1 protein-coding gene (cut by a window edge) is annotated in these 23,724 nt (G+C 51.5%); it reads left to right on the forward strand.

The window, feature by feature from the left end:
• On the forward strand, nt 1–23,724 hold the 5' portion of the coding sequence (locus MLD56_RS12225; RefSeq protein ID WP_241113508.1) for a non-ribosomal peptide synthase/polyketide synthase. 18,489 nt of this gene lie beyond the right edge of the window; 23,724 of the gene's 42,213 nt are visible here — the first part of the coding sequence; its start codon is at nt 1–3; its stop codon lies off the right edge, out of view.

Raw genomic sequence — 23,724 nt, forward strand, 5'->3', positions numbered from 1 at the left:
ATGACTCAGCACAATGTTCAACTGTTTGCATTAAGCCAACCACAGCAACGTATTTGGTACACGGAGCTTGTGTATCCCAATCGCAACACGTCCACGATTATTACCACTGTTAAAATCAAGGGAACGGTTCGAATAGATGCATTGCAGCAGGCAATGAACCGGGTGATTGCACAAAACGATTCTTTTCGTATCAAAATCACGGCTCGGGATGGCATCCCCTATCAATATGTGGAACCGTTTGCTGCTCAAAGCATAGAAACGCTTCAGGTTACCCCGGAGGAAGCTGAGCTATGGGTCAGCCATCACAACGCACAGCCGTTCCCCTTACTGGATTCGCAGCTGTATCGGTTTACTATTTTGCAGCTGGGGGCAGAAGACACCTGGTTTAGTTTCAAGATGCATCATATTATTTCGGATGGCGTTACCATGGAGCAGGCCATTAATGAAATTACGGGGAATTATATGAATATTGTGCATGGTACAGGTTCAGATGCGCCGGCCCCAGCGAACTCATATCTCGATTTTATTCAGACGGAGCAAAGCTATGAGCAATCGGACCGCTATCAAAAGGATAAGATGTACTGGACGGAGAAATTTGCCAATTTGCCGGAGGTTACAGGTTTAAAATCGTACAATCCGCTCACAGTAAGCACGGCTGCACGCCGGGAGACCTATACACTGGAGCACGAATTATATCGTGGTGTCACGGCTTTTTGCGAGGCGCATAACATCAGTATTTTTACATTTTTCCTGGCTGCTCTGTATATTTATTTACATAAAACGACAGGTGAACAAGATTTAACGGTTGGTACATTGTATGCTAACCGTACGTTGAAGAAGGAAAAAAATACAATGGGCATGTTCGTCAGCACTGTGGCTACACGTTTGCAAGTTGAGCCGGAATCCGAGCTGCTTACTTTCCTACAGGGTGTTGGCAAGGAGCAGTCGTCCATTTTGCGGCATCAGCGTTATCCGTATAACAAAATCATACAGGATTTGCGTGAACAACAAAGCGGCACGGATATTGGCCGCCTGTTTGGCGTTACCATTCAGTACCGTACGCTGAGCTTCTCTCGTTTTGATGAAGCTGTTCAGCAGGTGCATACCGATTTCTGCGGAGATACAGTGAGTGACTTTGATATTGCCATGATTGATATGCTGGATGACGATAAACTTGTATTGCAACTGGATTATCGGACCGAGCTGTTCAGCGAGCAGGAAATCGCCCGAATTATTCGTCAATTCTTGAGTGTGGTTGAGCATATGGTGAAAGGGCCACAGCAGCGGATTCAGGAGTTGTCACTGATGAGTGACAAAGAGCGGGCACAAATTATGAATGTATTTAATGCGACCACAGTTCCCTTTCCAGACGATGTGGGGATTCATGAGTTATTCGAGAAACAGGCAGAATGCACACCAGATCAGACAGCGGTTATGTTTGGAAGTCAGAGTCTGACTTATCGGGAACTGAATGAACGGTCGAACTCATTGGCACGAATGCTTCAAGCACAGGGAGTAGGACCTGACAAGCTGGTCGGCCTGATGATGCAGCGCTCCGTGGAAATGATCGTAGGCCTGCTGGCTGTTCTAAAAGCAGGCGGTGCTTATGTGCCGATCGATCCTGAATTTCCGTCATCTCGTATTCAATACATGCTGGAAGACAGCAAGGCTGCCGTGCTTCTGACCAGTCGTGATCTGTTGGAAGAGCATCATTGCAATGCCAATGCAATATTTCTTGAGGATGCAGCATTGTATCAGGGAGAAAGCAACAACCTGGAGACGATTGCTCGCCCAGAGCATTTGGCTTACGTCATCTATACCTCTGGATCGACCGGAAATCCAAAAGGAGTTATGCTCCAGCATCGTTCGGTACTGAATTTTATTACAGGAATGCGTGAAGTGATTGACTTTGCAGCGAACAAAACGATTTTATCGCTAACCACTATTTCATTCGATATTTTCGTCTTGGAAACCATCTTGCCACTGTTGGCCGGAATGACGGTTGTGCTTGGCGACCATCAGCATCAGGTGGACCCTCAGGCGCTGGGTGAGTTGATTGCTCATCATTCTATAGACATGTTGCAAATGACACCATCCCGGCTACAGATGCTGCTGGATCATGAAGCTGGTTCCCACGCGCTGCGAGGCGTGAAGGAAATCATGGTGGGAGGTGAAGCCCTTCCGTCCAAGCTGCTCGCAGCACTGCAAGAAATAAATGGTCCCCGTATTTATAACATGTACGGACCTACAGAAACGACGGTTTGGTCGACCGTACAGGAACTGACTCATGCTCAAGAAATTAATATAGGACGTCCGATCGCGAATACCCAAATCTATATCATGAATGCGAGCGGGGAATTGCAGCCAGTCGGTATGCCGGGCGAGTTATGTATTGCGGGGGAAGGATTGGCCCGTGGCTATTGGAATCTCGAAGATCTGACGGCAGAGAAATTTGTGGAAAATCCGTTTGCCGGAGGCAAAGAGGGCTATGAACGGATGTACCGTACAGGCGATTTGGCGAGATGGACACTGGATGGCAATATTGAATATTTGGGACGAATGGATCACCAGGTTAAAATCCGTGGCTACCGGATCGAACTGGGCGAGATCGAATCGCAGCTATTGCAGGTGGAGTCGGTACGAGAAGCGGCTGTCGTGGCCCGTGCGGACGAAACAACGGGTCAAAAACAAATGGTGGCGTACTATGTGGCCAGTCAAGAAATGGAAGCCAGTGAACTGAGAAGTGAGCTGGGGCGGGAGCTACCAAGCTATATGGTGCCGTCGTATTTCATTCAGTTAGAGCAGATGCCGTTGACACCGAACGGTAAAATCGACCGCAAGTCCCTGCCAGCACCGGAAGGCAGTCAGCAAAGCGGAGCGGATTATGAAGCGCCCCATACCACGCCGGAACGGGCACTCGTGGCGATCTGGCAGTCTGCCTTGGGCGTGCCAACTGTAGGTGTTTTGGACAATTTCTTTGATCTGGGCGGCGATTCCATCAAGGCGATTCAAATCGTATCCCGTGCGTTCCAGGTAGGCTACAAGCTGGATATGAAGGATCTGCTTCGCTGTCCAACCATCGCAGCATTGGCACCGTTTATGGTAAGTCGTATGGCAGATCAGGGAGAAGTGAGCGGGGAAACGGCATTGCTTCCGATCCATCATTGGTTCTTTGAACAGGAGCATGTAGACGCGCATCACTTTAATCAGGCGGTTATGCTGCACCGGGAGCAGGGCTTTGACGAAGCTGCTTTGCATCAGGCGCTAATCCAGTTGACCGAGCATCACGATGCACTACGGATGGTATTCAGGAAGACCGAGCAAGGCTACCAAGCGTGGAACCGCGGAATACAGGAAGGCGAGCTGTATCATCTGGACGTGCTAGACTTTAGGGCCTTGACGGATGAAGCCATTCTGAGCGCGACGATTGAGGCGAAAGCAACTGAAATTCAAAACAAAATGAATCTATCCGAAGGACCGCTGGTAAAGCTGGGTCTGTTCCGTTGCAACGATGGAGACCATTTGCTGGTGGCGATCCACCATTTGGTGGTTGATGATGTGTCTTGGCGTATTTTGCTGGAGGATTTGGCAACCGGCTATGAGCAGGCTTTACGGGGCGAGTCTGTCCGGTTGCCGAATAAGACGGATTCCTTCCGTCTGTGGGCAGACCAGCTATCCGCTTATGTGAGCAGTGCAGCGTTGGAGAAGGAGCGTGCGTATTGGGAGCAAATTGAGCAAGTAGGGAAGAGCCAGGCATCCTTGCCAAAAGATTACACTCGTAAATCTCAGGCCAAGCCACAGCTTCGCGATGATCGAACACTGACCGTAGCGTGGACGGTCGAAGAAACGGAACAATTCTTGAAACAAGCTCATCGGGCCTACAATACAGAAGCAAACGACCTGCTGCTGACAGCTCTGGGCACTGCGATTTATGAGTGGGCAGGCATCCGTCAGGTACTTGTAAATCTGGAGGGTCACGGACGGGAAGCGATTTTGCCGGATATGGATATTACGCGCACGGTCGGTTGGTTTACCAGCCAATTCCCGGTTGTACTTGATATGGACGAGGACCGGAATGTAGGACGGCGTGTCAAGAACGTCAAAGAAGGGCTGCGCCGTTTGCCGCATAAAGGGATTGGATACGGGATTTTGAGATATCTTGCTAGCGGTGAAGGAGAAGCAGCTTTTGTTGCCGAGCCAGAAATCAGCTTTAACTATCTCGGACAATTCGATCAGGATTTAAAGAATAATGCCTTTCGCATGTCTCCTTATTCCATCGGAGCTTCCATGAGTGACACGTTGACCAAGCGGTATGCTCTGGATATCAACGGCATGATCACGGACGGTGCACTGGAACTGACGATCAGCTACAGCAACAAAATGTTTATGAAAAAATCAATCAAAAAGCTGGCTGATCTGTTGCAGGAGGGCTTACGTGAGGTATTGGCTCACTGTGTGGGTAAAGAGTTGCCGGAGCTGACACCAAGCGACTTGTCCTTCCAAGGACTGACGGCTGGAGAGCTGGATCATATTGTAGAGCAGACGGCTAATGCGGGAGAACTGGAAAACATTTATTCGCTCACACCCATGCAAAAAGGCATTCTGTTCCACGGCTTAATGGAGCCGAAATCCGGGGCGTACTTTGAGCAGGCGACATTTGATCTGCAAGGCAGCTTTCAAGTGGAGGCTTTTGCCGAAAGCCTAAATCAGCTGGTGGATCGCCATCAAATATTCAGAACGAATTTTTATAGCGGATGGAATGAGCAGCCTTTACAGGTGGTGTACCGTCACAAGCACGCCGGGTTCCGTTTTGAAGATGTACGTTCGATGGAACAAGGTGAGCAGGACGCATACATTGCTGATTTTGCTGAACGCGACAAAGCCGAAGGCTTTCATTTCAGCTCAGGCGAGCTGATGCGGGTGTCTATTTTACGTACAGGCGAGGAGTCGTATCGTTTTGTGTGGAGCTTCCATCATATTTTGATGGACGGTTGGTGCTTGTTCCTTGTTGTAGGGGAAGCATTTAATACGTACTTTGCCATCCTCGAAGACCGCAAGCCGGAGCTCGCTCCAGTAACACCATACAGCGAATACATTGAATGGCTGGATCGGCAGGACAACGTGGAGGCTGAACGGTTCTGGAGTGATTATTTTGCTGGCTTTGAGCAGCAGACCGTATTACCGCAGGTAAAACAGCTGGACAGTCACGCTAAAGAATATGAAGCGGACAAGCTTTCGTTTACACTGGGCCACGAAGTGACGGAACGGATGAACAAGCTGGTTAAGCAGAAGCAAGTAACGGTCAATACCCTTCTGCAAGCAGCGTGGGGCGTTGTGCTGCAACGGTATAACAACAGTCGGGATGTTGTATTTGGCAGTGTCGTATCCGGCAGATCAGCGGATATTCCGGGCATCGATAAAATGATTGGTTTGTTCATTAATACGGTTCCTGTACGAGTTCACAGTGAGAAAGATATGACGTTTGCTGCGTTAATGAAGCAGATACAGGAGCAGGCACTGGCTTCCCGTGCCTATGAAACCTATCCGTTGTATGAAATTCAGGCCCTAACAGAGCAGAAACAGGACCTGGTGAACCATATTATGGTGTTTGAAAACTACCCGGTGGAACAGCGCATGGAGCAAATGGGCAGTCGTGGCACGAATGGCTTTACGATTGCAAATGCTTCCGTGTCGGAGCAAACGAACTATGATTTCAACATTACGGTTGTGCCGGGCGATGAAATTCATGTCCATTTGGAGTACAACGCGCAAGTATTGGAACGCACGGCTGTAGAGCAAATCCGCGAGCATTTGCTGCATATGATTGAAGAAGCGATTAACCGACCAGATGCGCTGGTAGATGAACTTGAGCTGGTGACTGCTGCGGAAAAAGCAAAAATCATCGATGGTTTTGGATCCGTGGGCGTAGCTGCATGGAGTGATGAAAAGCAATCAGAAGGGTTGTTCCACGTCTATGTGGAAGAACAAGCGCAGCTTGTGCCGGATCATGTGGCAGTGGTATACGAGGAGCGGCAGCTTACGTACCGCGAGCTGAACGAGCGTGGGAATCAACTTGCTCGTAGATTGCGGAATGAAGGCATTGGGCGTGAATCCATTGTTGGTATTTTGAGCGAGCGATCGGTGGACATGATGGTCGGCGTACTGGCGGTGTGGAAGGCCGGCGGTGCATACGTGCCACTGGATGCAGATTATCCTTCCGAACGTATCCGCTTTATGCTCGAGGACAGCGGTGCGACAGTGCTGCTAACGCAAACAGGCTTGCAGGAGCGCGCGCAGGCATGGCTGGAGGAAAGCCGACAGGCCTTGGTCGGAGGGCAATCTGAGGGAGAGTTGGAGACAGCGGCTGGCGCTGAAACGATGGAAAGAGACAGCCTGAGTGAAGGCGTAAGTTTGAAATTAGATTCGAATTCTGACAACGAAGAAGCATCCGAACCGGCAACAGGGCTGCGTCTGCGTACTGTATTGGCATTGAACGACGAGTCGCTGTACACCGGGGATGCCACGGATGTTGAACCTATCAACGAGCCGCAGGATCTGGCGTATGTGATCTACACGTCCGGTACAACAGGACGTCCGAAGGGCGTCATGATCGAGCATCGCAGCTTGGTAAACACAGCTGTGGCATACCGACGGGATTACCGTTTGAACCAGTTCCCGGTACGGCTGCTGCAACTGGCAAGCTTCTCCTTCGACGTGTTCGTCGGCGATATCGCGCGGGCGCTCTATAACGGTGGCACGATGGTTATCTGCCCGAAAGACGACCGCATTGACCCAAGCCGTCTGTATGGCTGGATTCACGATTATCAGATTACGGTGTTCGAATCCACACCGGCCTTGATCGTACCGTTTATGCAGCATGTGCATGAACAGGGCCTTGACATGAGCAGTCTGGAACTACTAATCACCAGCTCGGATAGCTGCAGCGTGACGGATTATCGGGTGCTGCAAGAACGGTTTGGCGCAGATATTCGCATTATGAACAGCTATGGCGTCACGGAAGCGGCGATTGACTCCAGCTTCTACGACGAAGAACTGTCAAAGCTGCCAAGTAGCGGCAGTGTGCCGATTGGTCAGGCATGGCTGAACGCACGCTTCTACATCGTGGACAGCCAGCTGAATCCGGTGCCGATCGGTGTACTGGGTGAGCTGTGCATTGGCGGTGCTGGCGTGGCACGAGGCTACCTGAACCGTGCAGACCTGACGGCCGAGAAGTTCGTAGCGAATCCGTATGTAGCCGGTGAACGATTGTACCGCACAGGTGACCTGGCGCGGTGGATGCCAGACGGCAATGTGGACTTTATCGGCCGGATGGACTATCAGGTCAAAATCCGGGGCTACCGGATTGAGCTGGGCGAGATTGAAACGGCAATCCAGCGGGTGCCGGGTGTGCGTCAAGCCGTAGTCATCGACCGGACGGATGAGCGTGGACACAAGTACTTGTGCGGGTACATCACGGGAGAAGCTGAGCTGCGGATCGAGGAAGTACAGGCCGAGCTGGAAGCCGGGCTGCCCGTGCACATGGTGCCAGCACGCTTGATGCAGCTGGAGGCGATCCCGCTGACCAGCAACGGCAAAATCGACCGCAAAGCTTTGCCGGAACCGGAAGGAAGCATCCATACCGGCGCAGCTTATGTGGCTCCGCACACTACGGTAGAACAGGTTTTAGCTTCAGTATGGGCCGGGGTGCTGGGTGTCGAAACGGTAGGCACGCAGGATAACTTCTTTGAACTGGGTGGCGATTCGATCAAAGCGCTGCAAGTATCCTCCCGATTGCTGCAAGCAGGTTATCGACTGGAGATGAAAGACCTGTTCAGCAATCCGACAGTAGCGGCACTCAGTCCGTTGCTTCGTACAGATGGCAAGATGGCCAGTCAGGAAGAGGTCGTAGGCCAGGTGGAACTGACACCTATTCAGCGGTGGTTTTTCGAGCAGCAGCCTGCTGATCTGCACCACAGCAATCAGGCGATGATGCTGTATCGAGCTGGGCGCTTTGACGTCGACGCGCTACGCCGTACGATGGACCGTATTGTCCAGCATCATGACGCATTGCGCACGGTATTCCATGAGACGGAGCAGGGCTATGCCGCTTGGAACCGCAGTGTAGAGGAAGGCGAGCTATACACGCTGGACATTGTAGATTTTAGCGGCGTTGAAGACGAATCCACCGCTGTAGAAGCCAAGGCGAGTGAAATTCAAGCCGGCATTCATTTGAGCGAGGGTCCGCTGGTGAAGCTTGGTCTGTTCCATTGCGCTGAGGGCGACCATTTGCTAATCGTCATTCATCATTTGGTCGTGGACGGTGTATCGTGGCGTATTTTGCTGGAGGATTTGGCGTCCGGTTATGAGCAGGCTGTTGCAGGTAAAACAGGCACAGCTATTCGACTGCCACATAAAACAGATTCGTTCCAGGAATGGGCCAAACGGCTGTCAGCCTACGCGAATCGTGCGACGATGGAGCGGGAGCTTGCCTACTGGCAGCATATCGAACAGGCAGAAGCCAGCCTCGCGAAACCTTTGCCGAAGGATTTTGCAAATGACAATGCACGGCTCGGAGACAGTGAGGTGGTCACGGTCCGCTGGACGAAGCAGGAGACGGAGCAGCTGCTCAAACAAGCTCATCGTGCGTACAACACAGAAATGAATGATCTGTTGCTGGCTGCGCTCGGAAAAGCCGTCTATGACTGGTCTGGTTCCGAACGAGTGCTGGTCAACCTGGAAGGCCATGGACGGGAAGCCATTGTACCGGATGTGGATATTACGCGGACGGTCGGCTGGTTTACGAGCCAGTTCCCGGTTGTACTGGATGGAAGTCTGGGACAGGGTGGAAATACCGCTCGTCTGATCAAACGGATCAAGGAAGGGCTGCGTCATATTCCGCAGAAAGGCATCGGCTATGGTATTTTACGATACCTGTCAGATATGAATGTGCTGGAGAAACCAGGCGTGCAGTTACAGGTTCAGCCTGAGATCAGTTTTAACTATCTGGGCCAATTCGATCAGGATTATAAAGGCAATGATCTGGAGCCTTCCTCCTATTCCATCGGTGTGCCTGTCAGCACGAATGCGGCTATGGATTTTGCACTGGATATCAATGGAGTAATCGAGGATGGAGAACTGATTTTTACGATTCGCTACGGTACAACGCAATTCCGTCATGAGACGATTGCACGACTTGGAGATTTACTGGCATCCGGCTTGCGTGAAGTCATTCATCATTGTGTCGCCCAAGAGAGAACGGTGTTGACCCCAAGTGATGTGCTGTTAAACCATGTAACGCTGGACGAGCTGGAGCAATTGGTGAAGGATACGCGAGATATGGGCGAACTAGAAAATGTGTATGCTTTGACACCGATGCAAAAGGGCATGCTCTTCTTCAGCCTGATGGATGAAAATTCGGCGGCGTATTTTGAGCAGGCCACCTTTGAATTGAACGGTCGTTTTGATGTGGTTGCTTTCGGTAAAAGCTTTGACCTGCTCGTACAGCGTCATGAGGCATTACGGACGAACTTTATCAGTTCATGGAAGGATGAGCCTGTACAGGTCGTTTTCCGCAACCGCAGCGGAGAGTTGTACTATGAAGACCTGCGCGGACTGAAAAAAGAAGAACGTAAAGCGCGTGTGGAGGCATTTACCCTTGCTGATAAAGCCAAAGGATTCCGTCTGGCGGAGGACGCACTCCTTCGTATCTCGATCCTACAAACCGGGGATGAAACGTATCACTTTATTTGGAGCTTCCATCACATTTTGATGGATGGCTGGTGCTTGTCCTTTATGACACAGGAGGTATTTGGTAGCTATCTGGCCCTGCGCGCGGGTCATGAGCCAGCGCTGGAGCCTGTCACGCCGTTCAGTCGATTTATTGAATGGCTGGAACGTCAGGACCGTGAGGCAGCCTTGCAATACTGGCGTGGGTATCTGGCGGACTATGAGCAGCAAATTACGCTTCCGCAGCAAAAAGCACAGCCTAAATCGATGCACACCGGGGAATATGTCGCTGAAGATCTGGATTGCGAATTCCAGCCAGAGCTGGTTGCTCAGATCGAACGGGTGGCGAAGCAAAATCAGGTCACGATCAATACGCTGATTCAGACGGTATGGGGCGTCTTATTGCAAAAATATAATAACAGTTCGGATGTCGTATTTGGCAGCGTTGTGTCCGGTCGCCCAGGGGAAATTCCAGGCGTGGAGCACATGATCGGGCTATTTATTAATACGATTCCAGTGCGTGTGCAGTCTGAACCAGGTGAAAGCTTTGTCGAGCTGATGAAACGAACACAGCGGCAGGCGCTGGCTTCCAATGCCTACGATGCATTCCCGCTGTATGAAATTCAAGCACTGACCGAGCAGAAGCAGGATTTAATCAATCATATTATGATTTTTGAAAATTATCCGGTGGAGCAGCAGGTAGAACAGTTAGGCGGCGATGGGCAGGATAAATTTACGATTTCGAACGTGGTGTCTACAGAGGCAACCAACTATGATCTGAACGTCGTCGTGATGCCGGGTGAAGGCATCAAGATTCGTTTTATGTATAACGCGCTCAGCTTTGATCAAGCAGGCATTGAGCGTCTGCATGGACATTTTGCACGTCTGCTGGAGCAAATTTCTCTCAATCCGCATGTTCGGGTTGAAGAACTGGAACTACTTACAGTAGCTGAAAAACAACAGGTTACAGCGGCCTTTAATGATACCGCTTGTGCCTTTCCGTCTCATCAGACGATCCATCAGCTGTTCGAAGAACAGGTGGCACAGACACCGGATCAGGTGGCATTGGTGTTTGGACATCAGCGTCTGACGTATCGGGAACTGAATGAACGGGCGAATTCATTGGCACGCATACTTCAAGCACAGGGAGTAGGACCTGACAAACTGGTCGGACTGATGGTGCAGCGCTCCGTGGAAATGATCGTAGGTCTGCTGGCCGTGCTAAAAGCAGGCGGTGCTTATGTGCCGATTGATCCCGAATTTCCGTCCTCTCGTATTGCATACATGCTGGAAGATAGCGAGACCACATTGCTTCTGACCCGTCGTGAGTTGGCAGAAGAGCACCATTGCAACGCCAATACCCTGTTTCTTGAGGATGCCGCATTGTATCAGGGAGAGAGCGGCAACCTGGAGGCGATTGCCCGCTCAGAGCATTTGGCTTACGTCATCTATACGTCGGGTTCGACTGGAAATCCGAAAGGAGTTATGCTCCAGCATCGCTCGGTCCTCAACTTTATTACTGGGATGCGCGAAGTCATTGATTTTGAAGCGAGCCAAACCATGTTGTCACTCACGACCATTTCATTCGATATTTTCGTCTTGGAGACCATCCTGCCCCTGTTGGGTGGAATGACGGTTGTGCTTGGCGACAGCCAGCATCAGGTGAATCCTCAGGCGCTGGGTGAATTGATTGCTCATCATCATATTGAGATGTTGCAAATGACCCCATCCCGGTTACAAATGCTGTTGGGTCATGAAGCAGGCTCGCGCGCGCTGCAAAGCGTGAAGGCAATTATGGTTGGGGGCGAAGCCCTTCCGTCCAAGCTGCTTGCGGCACTGCAAGCAATAAACGGTCCCCGTATTTATAACATGTACGGACCTACAGAAACGACGGTGTGGTCGGCCGTGCAGGAACTGACCCATGCTCAAGAGATTAATATCGGACGTCCTATCGCGAATACCCAAATCTATATCATGAATGCGAGTGGAGAATTGCAGCCCGTCGGTGTGCCGGGCGAGTTATGTATTGCCGGGGAAGGATTGGCCCGTGGGTATTGGAAACGTGAAGAACTGACGGCCGAGAAATTTGTGATTAATCCGTTTGCTGGGGGTAAGGCAGGCCATGAGCGGATGTATCGCACAGGCGATTTGGCGAGATGGATGCCAGACGGCAACATTGAATATTTGGGTCGGATGGACCATCAGGTGAAAATCCGGGGCTACCGGATCGAACTGGGCGAGATCGAATCGCAGCTGCTGCAGGTGGAGTCGGTACAAGAAGCGGTCGTTATGGCACGTACGGACGAAACGGGCCAAACACAGCTCGTGGCGTACTATGTGGCGAGTCAAGAACTGGGAGCCGGTGAGCTGAGACATGAGCTGGGACAAGAACTGCCAAGCTATATGATGCCGTCGTATTTCATCTGGTTGGAGCAGATGCCGCTGACACCAAACGGTAAAATCGACCGCAAGTCCCTGCCAGCACCGGAAGGCAGTCTGCACAGCGGAGCGGATTATGTAGCGCCACGCACTGCACCGGAACGAGCGCTTGTAGCGGTCTGGCAGTCCGTCCTGGGCGTGCCAACCGTCGGTATGTTGGACAATTTCTTTGATCTGGGTGGCGATTCGATCAAGGCGATTCAAATCGTATCCCGTGCGTTCCAGGTAGGCTACAAGCTGGACATGAAGGATTTGTTCCGCTATCCCATCGTCGCAACGCTGGCACCGCATATGCATGAGGTCAGTCGTATGGTAGATCAGGGAGAAGTAAGCGGAGAAACGGCGTTGCTTCCGATCCAGCACGAGTTCTTTGCGCAGGAGCAAGTGGATGCGTATCATTTTAATCAGGCGGTTATGCTGCACCGGGAGCAGGGGTTTGACGAGTCGGCTCTGCGTCAGGCGCTTGGCAAGCTGACAAAGCATCATGATGCTTTGCGGATGGTGTTCAGCAAGACAGAACAAGGCTATCAAGCATGGAATCGCGGAATACAGGAAGGTGAGCTGTATCATCTGGATGTGGTGGACTTTACGAACTTGACGGATAAAGCCACGCTCAGCGCAGCCATTGAGGCGAAAGCCAGTGAAATTCAAAGGAGTATCCAACTGCATGAAGGGCCGCTGTTTAAAGCAGGTTTGTTCCACTGTGTAGATGGCGATCATCTCCTGATGGCGATTCACCATTTGGTCGCGGACGGGGTATCCTGGCGTATCTTGTTTGAGGATTTGGCTACTGCCTATGAACAGGCCGTCCATCAGAAAGTGCTTCAGCTGCCGGACAAAACGGATTCATTCCGTTCCTGGTCACAAAAACTTTCCGAGTATGCGAATAGCGCAGCCATGGACAGTGAACACGCCTACTGGGAACAATGGAACGCAGCTGCTTTGGCTGACCAAGTACGTTTGCCTGAGGATCAAGCGCAGGCCGAAACATTTACCTTAGCTGACACGGATACAGTGGCCTTCCAGCTTACGGAAGAAGAGACAGAAAGATTATTGAAGCAAGCACACCGTGCGTATAACACGGAAATGAACGATCTGTTGCTGACGGCTTTGGGCATGATGCTGTATACGTGGACGGGTCATGAACGCAGTCTGATTCATTTAGAGGGACACGGACGTGAGAACATTTTGCCGGATACGGACATTTCTCGTACGGTAGGCTGGTTTACGAGACCATATCCGGTATGGCTAGACATCGGTCGTGATCACGCTTTGTCGGGATGCATCAAACAGGTAAAAGAAAGTCTGCGTCATATTCCGAATCAAGGAATGGGCTACGGAATCTGGAGATATTTGAGTGAATCCGGCCAAGCCATGGCTCAGCAAGCAGATGCACTGCATCTTGGTCAACATCAAGCTTTTGCCGAGCCACAAGTGAGCTTTAACTATCTCGGACAGCTGGATCAGGACTTGCAAAACAGCGATATTCGTATGTCTCCTTACTCGATGGGATCGGTCGTTAGTGACCGGACGAAGATGAAATATGCGCTCGATGTGAGCGGGATCGTAACGAACGGCATCCTGGAACTGGACATTCGGTATAACAGCAAAGCCTTCCGTAAGGACACCGTCCAAATGCTGGCTAATCTGTTGAAATCCAATCTGCTTGAGATTATCGAGCATTGTGTCACACGAGATCGGATCGAATTAACTCCAAGTGATGTACTGTTCAAAGGTCTGACCCTGGAGCAATTAGATACGATTAAGGAGCAGACCCAGACGGTTGGGGAATTGGAAAATGTATATCCGTTAACCCCCATGCAAAAGGGTATGCTGTTCCACAGTTTGATGAATGCAGAAACAGGCGTGTATTTTGAGCAGGCGACCTTTGATCTGGAGGGCAACTTTGCGCCATCTATATTCGAGGAAAGCTTGAAGCTGCTGGTTAGTCGACATGCGATATTACGGACGAATTTCTACAGCGGCTGGCATGGACAACCGTTGCAGATTGTCTATCGTCATAAAAATCCAAGCTTCCGTTATGAAGATATCAGAGGGCGTGAACACGCTGTAGCTGAGTTTGTGGCCCAGGATAAAGCTCAAAACTTTGATTTAAGCAAGGATGCGCTCATGCGCGTAACCGTCTTCCGCACGGATGATAGCTCATACCGTTTTGTATGGAGCTTCCATCATATCGTAATGGACGGCTGGTGCCTGTCCCTGATGACGGACGAAGTATTTGGTGCATATTTTGCCTTGCTGGAGAACAAGCAGCCAGAGCTCGAACCTGTCAAGCCGTATAGTGACTATATCGAATGGTTGCAAGATCAGGATGCACAGGAAGCGACCCGTTATTGGAGTGACTATTTGGCAGGCTTTGAGCAGCAAACCTTGTTGCCTGGTGAGAATACGCAAGCTTCTGTAATAGGACGGAATGAAGAACCAGACCGAAACGGTGGAAGTTCAAATGCTGGCTATGTTTCGGAAAAGCTGCCATTTATGTTGGGTAAAGAACGGAGTGCTGCTTTAAACCAAATGGCCAAGCAACAACATGTCACGATTAACACATTGCTGCAAAGCGTTTGGGGCGTTATTTTACAGCAATACAATAACAATCAGGATGTTGTGTTTGGTGGTGTGGTATCCGGTCGTCCGGCAGACATTGCAGGTGTGGAGAACATGATCGGTTTGTTTATCAACACGATCCCAGTACGCATATGCAGTGCACCGGATGCTACATTTGCTGAAGTATTGCAGCGCACACAGGAACAGGCTTTGGCCTCCAGTGTGTATGACACGTTTCCGCTCTACGACATTCAGGCACGGACTGAACAAAAGCAAGACTTGATTCATCACATCATGGTCTTTGAAAACTACCCCATCGGACAGCAGATGAAGCAGATGGGCGGTTCCGGCGAGACCAAGGTACAAACAGGCTTCTCGATTGCCAATGTGGCACTTGCCGAGCAAACCAACTACGATTTTAACCTGATTGTCGTGCCTGATGAAGATATCTCCATCCTGCTTGAATACAATGCTCTGGTGTATAACCGGTCTGCAATGGAGCGTATCCAGGGTCATATCGACCACGTCATCGGACAAATCGTAGACAACCCAAATATCCGTGTGAATGAGCTGGCATTGGTGACCCCGCAAGAACAGGCACAGATCGTTCAGGTCTGGGGCGATACGGCGGCAGCCTATCCGCAGGATCAAACGCTAAGCAGTCTGTTTGAGCAGCAGGCAGCGAACACGCCGGAGCAAGTGGCGGTGTTGTACGGAGCGGAATCGTTGACCTACGCTGAGCTGAATGAGCGCGCGAACCGTTTGGCTCGGACGCTGCGTGCGGAAGGTGTTGAACCGGATCAACCAGTCGGCATTCTGGTCCACCGCTCGCTGGACATGATCGTAGGCATCTACGCGATCCTCAAAGCAGGCGGAGCCTACGTGCCGATTGATCCAGAATATCCAGCCGACCGCATCCGCTTTATGCTGGAGGACTCGGGCGCGAAGCTGGTGCTGACGCAATCGCATCTGGCGGAGCAAGCCTCACTGAGTTTCGACGGCCAGGTGCTGGTGCTGGATCGTCAGGAGCAGGATGGCCAAGACATTTACCACAAAGACGGTTCGAATTTGGAGCCACTGGCCGGGCCGCATCATGTAGCCTATGTCATCTATACCTCTGGCTCCACCGGAAAACCGAAGGGTGTGATGGTGGAGCACCATTCCGTGCTGAACCGGATTTTGTGGATGCATGATCGTTACGGCTTGAGTGCGGAAGATACGATCTTGCAAAAGACCGCTTTCACCTTCGACGTGTCGGTGTGGGAGCTGTTCTGGTGGTCGATGGTCGGCTCGAAGGTAAGCCTGTTGTCCGTGGGCGGGGAAAAGAACCCGGAAGAGATCGTCGACACGATTGCCCGCGATGGCGTAACCACGATGCACTTTGTACCCGCTATGCTGCATGCGTTTCTGGAGTACGTGGAGCAGCAGCCACGGGAAGTGATGCAAGCGAAACTGGCAACGCTGCGCCATGTCTTTGCCAGTGGTGAAGCATTGCCACCACAGCATGTGGCCCGGTTCCAACAGCTTGTATCGAGCCTTGCGGGAGCGAAGCTGATCAACCTGTACGGCCCAACCGAAGCGACGGTGGACGTATCGTACTTTGATTGCGAGCCGGATGGGGAATATACAGTCATTCCCATCGGGAAACCGATTCAAAACATTCGTCTGTACATCGTGAAGGAAGGCACGGAGCAATTGCAGCCGATCGGGGTTGCAGGGGAGCTGTGCATCGGTGGTGTCGGTGTGGCACGAGGTTATCTGAACCGTCCGGAGTTGACGACCGAGAAATTTGTAACTGATCCGTTTTCGGGTGGTGAAGCAGGCTATGAACGGATGTATCGCACCGGCGATTTGGCGAGATGGATGCCGGACGGCAACATTGAATATCTGGGCCGGATCGACCATCAGGTGAAAATCCGGGGCTACCGGATTGAGCTGGGCGAGGTGGAATCGCAGCTGCTCCAAGTGGAATCGGTACGCGAAGCCGTCGTCATGGCTCGTGCGGCTGAAACGGGCCAAAAACAAATGGTGGCGTACTATGTCGCTGGGCAAGAGATCGGTGCCAGCGAGCTGAGAAGTGAGCTAGGCCGGGAGCTGCCAAGCTACATGGTGCCATCGTACTTTGTACAGCTGGAGCAGATGCCGCTGAGTCCAAATGGCAAAATTGACCGCAAGGCCCTGCCAGCACCGGAAGGCAGCCTGCAAACTGGAGCTGATTATGCAGAGCCGCGTACGGCGCAAGAACGCGCACTGGTAGCGGTCTGGCAGTCGGTACTGGGGCTGCAGACAGTCGGTATTTTGGACAATTTCTTTGATCTAGGCGGCGATTCCATCAAGGCCATCCAAATCGCATCGCGTGCGTTCCAGGCCGGCTATAAGCTGGACATGAAGGATTTGTTCCAGTATCCAACGGTTGCAACACTGGCACCGCATATGCATGAGGTCAGCCGTATGGCAGATCAAGGAGAAGTAAGCGGGAAAACCGCGTTGCTTCCGATCCAGCAGTGGTTCTTTGCGCAGGAGCGCGAGCGTCCGCAGCATTTTAATCAAGCGGTCATGCTCTATCGTGCCGAGGGCTTTGATGAGACGGCGATTCGCCAAGTCATGGATCACATCGTGAAGCATCATGATGCGCTGCGTACGGTATTCCGTCAGACTTCATCCGGTTACGAGGCTTGGACACGCGGTGTAGATGAAGGCGCGTTGTATACGCTGGAAACCGCAGACTACCGTGAACAAGTAGTCTATGCGGAAGCGCTGGAAGCGAAGGTAAATGAAATTCAAAGCAGCATTCACCTGTCCGAAGGACCGCTGGTGAAGCTGGGAGTGTTCCACACAGCCGAGGGCGATCATTTGCTCATAGCTATTCACCACTTGGTGGTGGACGGAGTGTCGTGGCGGATTCTGTTCGAAGATTTCTCGACAGGCTACGAGCAGGCGAGCAAGGGTGAGCCTGTACGATTGCCCTATAAAACGGATTCTTTCCAAGCATGGGCACGGGAGTTGTCGTCTTACGCCAACCGTCCTGAGGCTGCCTCGGATGAAGTTTATTGGAAGCAGGTGGAACAGGCCAAAGCGGAAGCCGCACCGCTGCCGAAGGATTTTGCCTACAAGGACTCCTTGAATGCAGACAGCGAAGTGCTGACGGTAGAGTGGACCGAAGCTGAAACCCAGCAGCTGTTGAAGCAGGCTTATCGCGCCTATAACACCGAGGTCAATGATTTGCTGCTGACCGCGCTGGGACTCGCAGTGCACAACTGGACAGGTGCAGGACAGGTGCTGGTAAATCTGGAGGGCCATGGCCGGGAAGCAATCCTGCCAGAGCTGGATATGACACGTACCGTAGGCTGGTTTACGAGCTTGTATCCAGTGCTGCTGGAGACCGACAAGGAAATGACACTGGCTCAGCGGATTAAAGAAACGAAGGAAGGCCTGCGCCGGATTCCGCATAAAGGGCTAACCTATGGCACTTGGCGCTACCTGTCCCCTGCGTCCGGATCAGGTGAAGCGCATGCGATTGCAGCAGAACCGGAAATCAGCTTTAACTATTTGGGTCAGGTCGATCAGGATCTACAAAACAGTGGAATCGCATTGTCATCCTATAGTGCAGGGGAGACAGAGGATGCACATTCACCGCTGCAATATACGCTGGATTTAAACGCGATGATCTCGGAAGGCACGCTGCGCTTGACGATTGCTTACAGCCGCAAGCAGTATCGCAAAGAAACGCTGGAACGTGTGGCAGGACTGCTGCAATCCGCTTTGCAAGAGGTGATTACGCATTGCGTCGCTCAAAAGCAGCCTCAGCTGACTCCAAGTGATGTGTCCTTTAAAGGTTTGACGACTGGAGAGCTGGAACAGATCGCGGAACAGGCAACACGTATCGGTGAGCTGGAAAATGTATACGCACTGACGCCGATGCAAAAGGGGATGCTCTTTTACAATCTGATGGATTCGCAATCGGGAGCATATTTTGAACAGGCCTCCTTTGATCTGCGAGGACATTTTAATATCGCTGCATTTGCGGCCAGTTTGGATGTTTTAATGCAGCGGCATACGGTACTGCGCACGAACTTCTACAGCGGCTGGCAGGATGAACCGCTTCAGGTTGTGTACCGCAATAAGCGCAGTGAACTGTATGTGGAAGATTTGCGGGATATGAAGGACGAGCAGCAAAACGAATACATGCTCGAATTTACGCGTAAAGACAAGCAAAGAGGCTTTGACCTAGCACAAGACGCCTTGATGCGTGTCACTGTGTTGCGCACAGGTGAGGAGACGTACCGTTTTGTATGGAGTTTCCATCATATCGTGATGGATGGCTGGTGCTTGTCGCTGGTGACAAACGAAGTGTTTGCGAGCTATTTTGCGATCCTGGCCCATAAACAACCGGAACTGGCCCCTGTAACGCCGTACAGTCAATATATCGAATGGCTGGAGCAGCAGGATCGTCAGGCCGCATCAAGCTACTGGAGCAAGGCTCTGGAAGGATACGAGGAGCAGTCTCGTTTGCCACAGGCTAAAATTCAGGGCAAAACGGGGTATCAGTCGGAGCGTTTAGATTTTGATTTGGGCGCGGATCTCACAGCTGGTATTCAGCGCATAGCCAAGCGTTATCAGGTGACGATCAATACGTTGATGCAGACCGTTTGGGGCCTTTTGCTGCAAAAATATAATGGTACCGATGATGTCGTGTTTGGCAGCGTGGTATCTGGACGTCCGGCAGACATTCCGAATGTGGAGCACATCATTGGTCTGTTTATCAATACCATTCCGGTGCGTATCCGTAGTCAAGTGGGTAGTCTATTCTCCGATGTGATGAAGCAAACCCAAGAGCAATCGATTGCTTCCCATGCCTATGATACGTATCCGTTGTATGAAATTCAGGGACTGTCGGAGCTTAAGCAGGATTTGATCAACCATATTCTTATTTTTGAGAACTATCCGGTCGAGGAACAAATCGAGCAATTAGGTAGCGGTGAGGCGTCCAGCTTCACGATCACCGGAGCCGAGTCCGTCGAGCAGACCAACTATGACTTTAACCTGGTGGTGCTGCCGGGGAACACCATTCACATGAGCTTTGGCTATAATGCTCTGGCCTTTGAACGGGAAAGTGTAGAACAAATTCGAGGTCATCTGGTGCAATTGCTGGAGCAGGTAACTGCGAATCCGAACATCCGTGTACATGAACTGGATATGATAACCGCGCAGGAGCGTGAGCAAATCGTTAAGGTTTGGGGGAATACAGCAGCAACCTATGCAAGCGAGCAAACGATCCATGGCTTGTTCGAGACGCAAACGGCGCAGACACCGGAGCAGACAGCCTTGTTCTTTGAAGGAGAAACGCTGACTTATCGCGAGCTGAATGAACGCGCCAATCGCCTGGCTCGTACCTTGCGCAGTCAAGGCGTGACGAAAGATCGTTTGGTGGGTCTGATGACCGAGCGGTCGGTGGATATGATCGTGGGCATCTTCGGGATTTTAAAAGCCGGAGGCGCATATGTCCCCATCGATCCAACCTACCCGGAAGAGCGTATCCGCTATATGCTGGACGACTCGGGTGCGAAGCTACTGTTGACACAAAGTCATCTGGTGGACAAAGCAGTTATCGATGGCCAAGTGCTGGTGCTGAATGGAACGCAAACGGTGTATCACGAGGATGGTTCCAACCTGGAGCCGTGGTCCGGTCCAAATGATTTGGCGTATGTGATTTATACATCGGGTACAACAGGGCAGCCGAAGGGCGTTATGCTGGAGCATCACGGGCTGTGCAATCTGAAAACGTATTTTGATCAGACGCTTCGAATCCGCACGTCGGATCATGCGTTGCTGTTCGCTAGCTATTCGTTTGATGCGGCTTGCTGGGAAATCTTCCAAGCGCTGTTCTGCGGAGCCACGTTATATGTGCCAACGACAGAGACGATTTTGAACTACGAGCGGTTTGAGCAATATATGGCGAATCACCGGATTACGGTGGCCGCTTTGCCGCCGACCTATGCGGTGTATCTGGAGCCAGAGCGGATGCCACACCTGCGTATTCTGTTCACTGCGGGTTCAGCATCTTCCACCGAACTGGTATACAAGTGGAAGGATCAAGTGGCGTACTACAACGGCTACGGTCCAACTGAAAACTCAGTTGCAACGTCCATCTGGCCGGTGTCCGAGGATGCAAGGGCTGGACAACTCATTTCCATTGGACGTCCTGTGCCGAATCATCGGGTATACATGGTGGATGGGCATGGACATTTGGCTCCGGTAGGCGTAGCAGGTGAGCTGTGCGTGTCTGGTCCAGGTCTGGCGCGTGGATATCTGGATCGTCCAGAGCTGACGGCGGAGAAATTTGTAGCGAACCCGTTTGCGGTTGGTGAAGCAGGCTATGAACGAATGTACCGTACGGGTGACTTGGCGAGATGGATGCCAGACGGCAACATCGAATATTTGGGCCGGATTGACCATCAGGTGAAAATCCGGGGCTACCGGATCGAGCTGGGTGAGGTCGAGGCACAAATCTTGAAAGTGGAAGACGTGCAAGAGGTCATCGTACTGGCCCAAGCGGACGAACAGGGGCAAAACCAACTGGTGGCGTACTATGTCGCTGAAAGAGACGTAAGCGCTGGGGAGCTGCGTAGCTTACTGGGTGAGGAGCTGCCCAACTACATGATGCCTTCGTACTTCATCCAGCTGGAGCAGATGCCACTGACACCAAACGGTAAAATCGACCGCAAGGCCCTGCCAGCACCGGAGGGCAGCTTGCAAAGCGGAGCGGATTATGTAGAGCCGCGCACCGCGCTGGAGCAGACGTTAGTGTCCATTTGGCAGTCTGTATTAGGAGCAAAGAGAGTCGGCATTTTGGATAATTTCTTTGATCTGGGCGGCGATTCGATCAAAGCGATCCAGGTATCGTCCCGCTTGCTGCAAGCGGGCTACAAGCTGGAGATGAAGGATTTGTTCCAATATCCGTCCATTTCACTGCTGAGCAGTCATGTACACAAAGTTAGCCGCACAGCCGATCAGCGGGTGGTCTCGGGAGCAGTTAAATTGACCCCAATACAGCAATGGTTCTTTGGACAATCCTCAGCAGAGCCACATTATTTCAACCAATCGGTGATGCTGTATAGAGCACAAGGATTCGATGAAGCCGCATTGCATCAAACGGTGACCCAGGTGACGGAGCATCATGATGCATTGCGTATGGTCTTCCGTCAGACCGAACAGGGCTATGAAGCGTGGAATCGCGGTGTGAACGAAGGCGAGCTGTACAGTCTGGACGTTGTTGATTTGACAGGCGTCGAAGACACGGCAGAGGTGGCGATGGCGATTGAAACGAAAGCCAATGCCATCCAAAGCTCTATTCGTCTAGATGAAGGACCGCTGGTGAAGCTGGGACTTTTCCGCTGCATGGATGGAGATCATTTACTGATTGCCATTCACCATTTGGTCATAGACGGGATTTCGTGGCGGATTGTGTTTGAGGATTTTGCCACGGGGTATGAGCAGGCCGTGCGGAGAGAAGCGATTCGCCTGCCATATAAAACGGACTCTTTCTCCGACTGGGCAGAACGTTTGTCTCAATATGCGAATAGCCCGGCGATCGAAAATGAACGCGAATATTGGCAGCATCTCGCTCAAATGGAAATTGCATCGTTGCCTAAGGATCAAGAAAGAGCGGAGGGACAACATTCTCTAATCAGAGACACTGCGACGGTGAGCGTAGCTTGGAGCGAACAGGAAACACGGCTGCTGCTGCAGGAATCGCATCGTGCGTACAACACCGAGGTCAATGATCTGCTGTTAACTGCACTCGGCACCGCGTTATATAACTGGAGCGGTCAGGAGCGCGTATTGGTCAATCTGGAGGGCCATGGCCGGGAAGCCATTGTTCCAGATATCGACATCACACGTACCGTGGGCTGGTTTACGAGCCAATATCCGGTGCTGCTTGATGTGGATGGGAAGGCAGAAGTAGGGCAGCGAATCAAGCGGGTGAAGGAAGACCTGCGCCATGTACCGCATAAGGGCATTGGCTACGGCATTTTGAAATATATGTCTCAGCATGATGTCCATCCTTCCTTGACCTTGCAGCCTGAAATTAGCTTTAACTATTTGGGACAGTTTGATCAGGACTTGGAAAATGGGGATATCAGGCTGTCTTCGCATCCAGGTGGAGAGCCGATGAGTGATCATACCGTTCTGGAGCAGCCGCTGAATGTGAACGGCATGATTACAGCAGGCGGGCTGACACTGGACATTCGCTATGACAGTAAGGTATATCAACAGCAAAATGTAGAGAACTTTGCGCAGTTGCTGCAGGAAAGCTTGCAGGAAGTGATCGCGCATTGTGCCTCCCAAGAGCGGAGCGAACTAACCCCAAGCGATGTCTTGTTCAAAGGCTTGTCGTTGGAACAACTGGAGCAATTGACGGAGCAAACGGCTTCTGTGGGCGAACTGGAAAATGTGTATGCTCTTTCGCCGATGCAGAAGGGGATGCTGTTCCATAGTCTGATGGAGCCGGACTCAGGTGCATACTTCCAGCAAGCGTCGTTTGATCAAAAAGGCAGCTTTGATGTTGAAATTTTCCGCAAGAGTCTAGATGTACTGACACAGCGTCATGAAGCACTGCGGACGAATTTCCATCGATTTGAAACAGGACATGGTCCGGAGCCATTGCAAATCGTGTTCCGTCACAAAGATAGCGATCTGTCCTTCAAGGATATACGCGAAATGCAGGAAGCGGAGCAACAGGCGTATATCCAGACGTTTAAGCAGGAAGACCAGGCTAGAGGCTTTGATCTCGGTACGGATGCACTTATGCGCGTACAGGTATTGCAAACCGATGAAGAAACGTATCATTTGGTCTGGAGCTTCCATCACATTGTCATGGATGGCTGGTGCTTATCGCTCGTTACAGGCGAAGTGTTTGGTACGTACTTTGCGCTGCTGGAGCAGAAACAGCCGGAGCTTGCTCATATCACACCATATGGCCAATATATCGAA

Source organism: Paenibacillus peoriae (assembly GCF_022531965.1).
Classification (GTDB): domain Bacteria; phylum Bacillota; class Bacilli; order Paenibacillales; family Paenibacillaceae; genus Paenibacillus; species Paenibacillus polymyxa_D.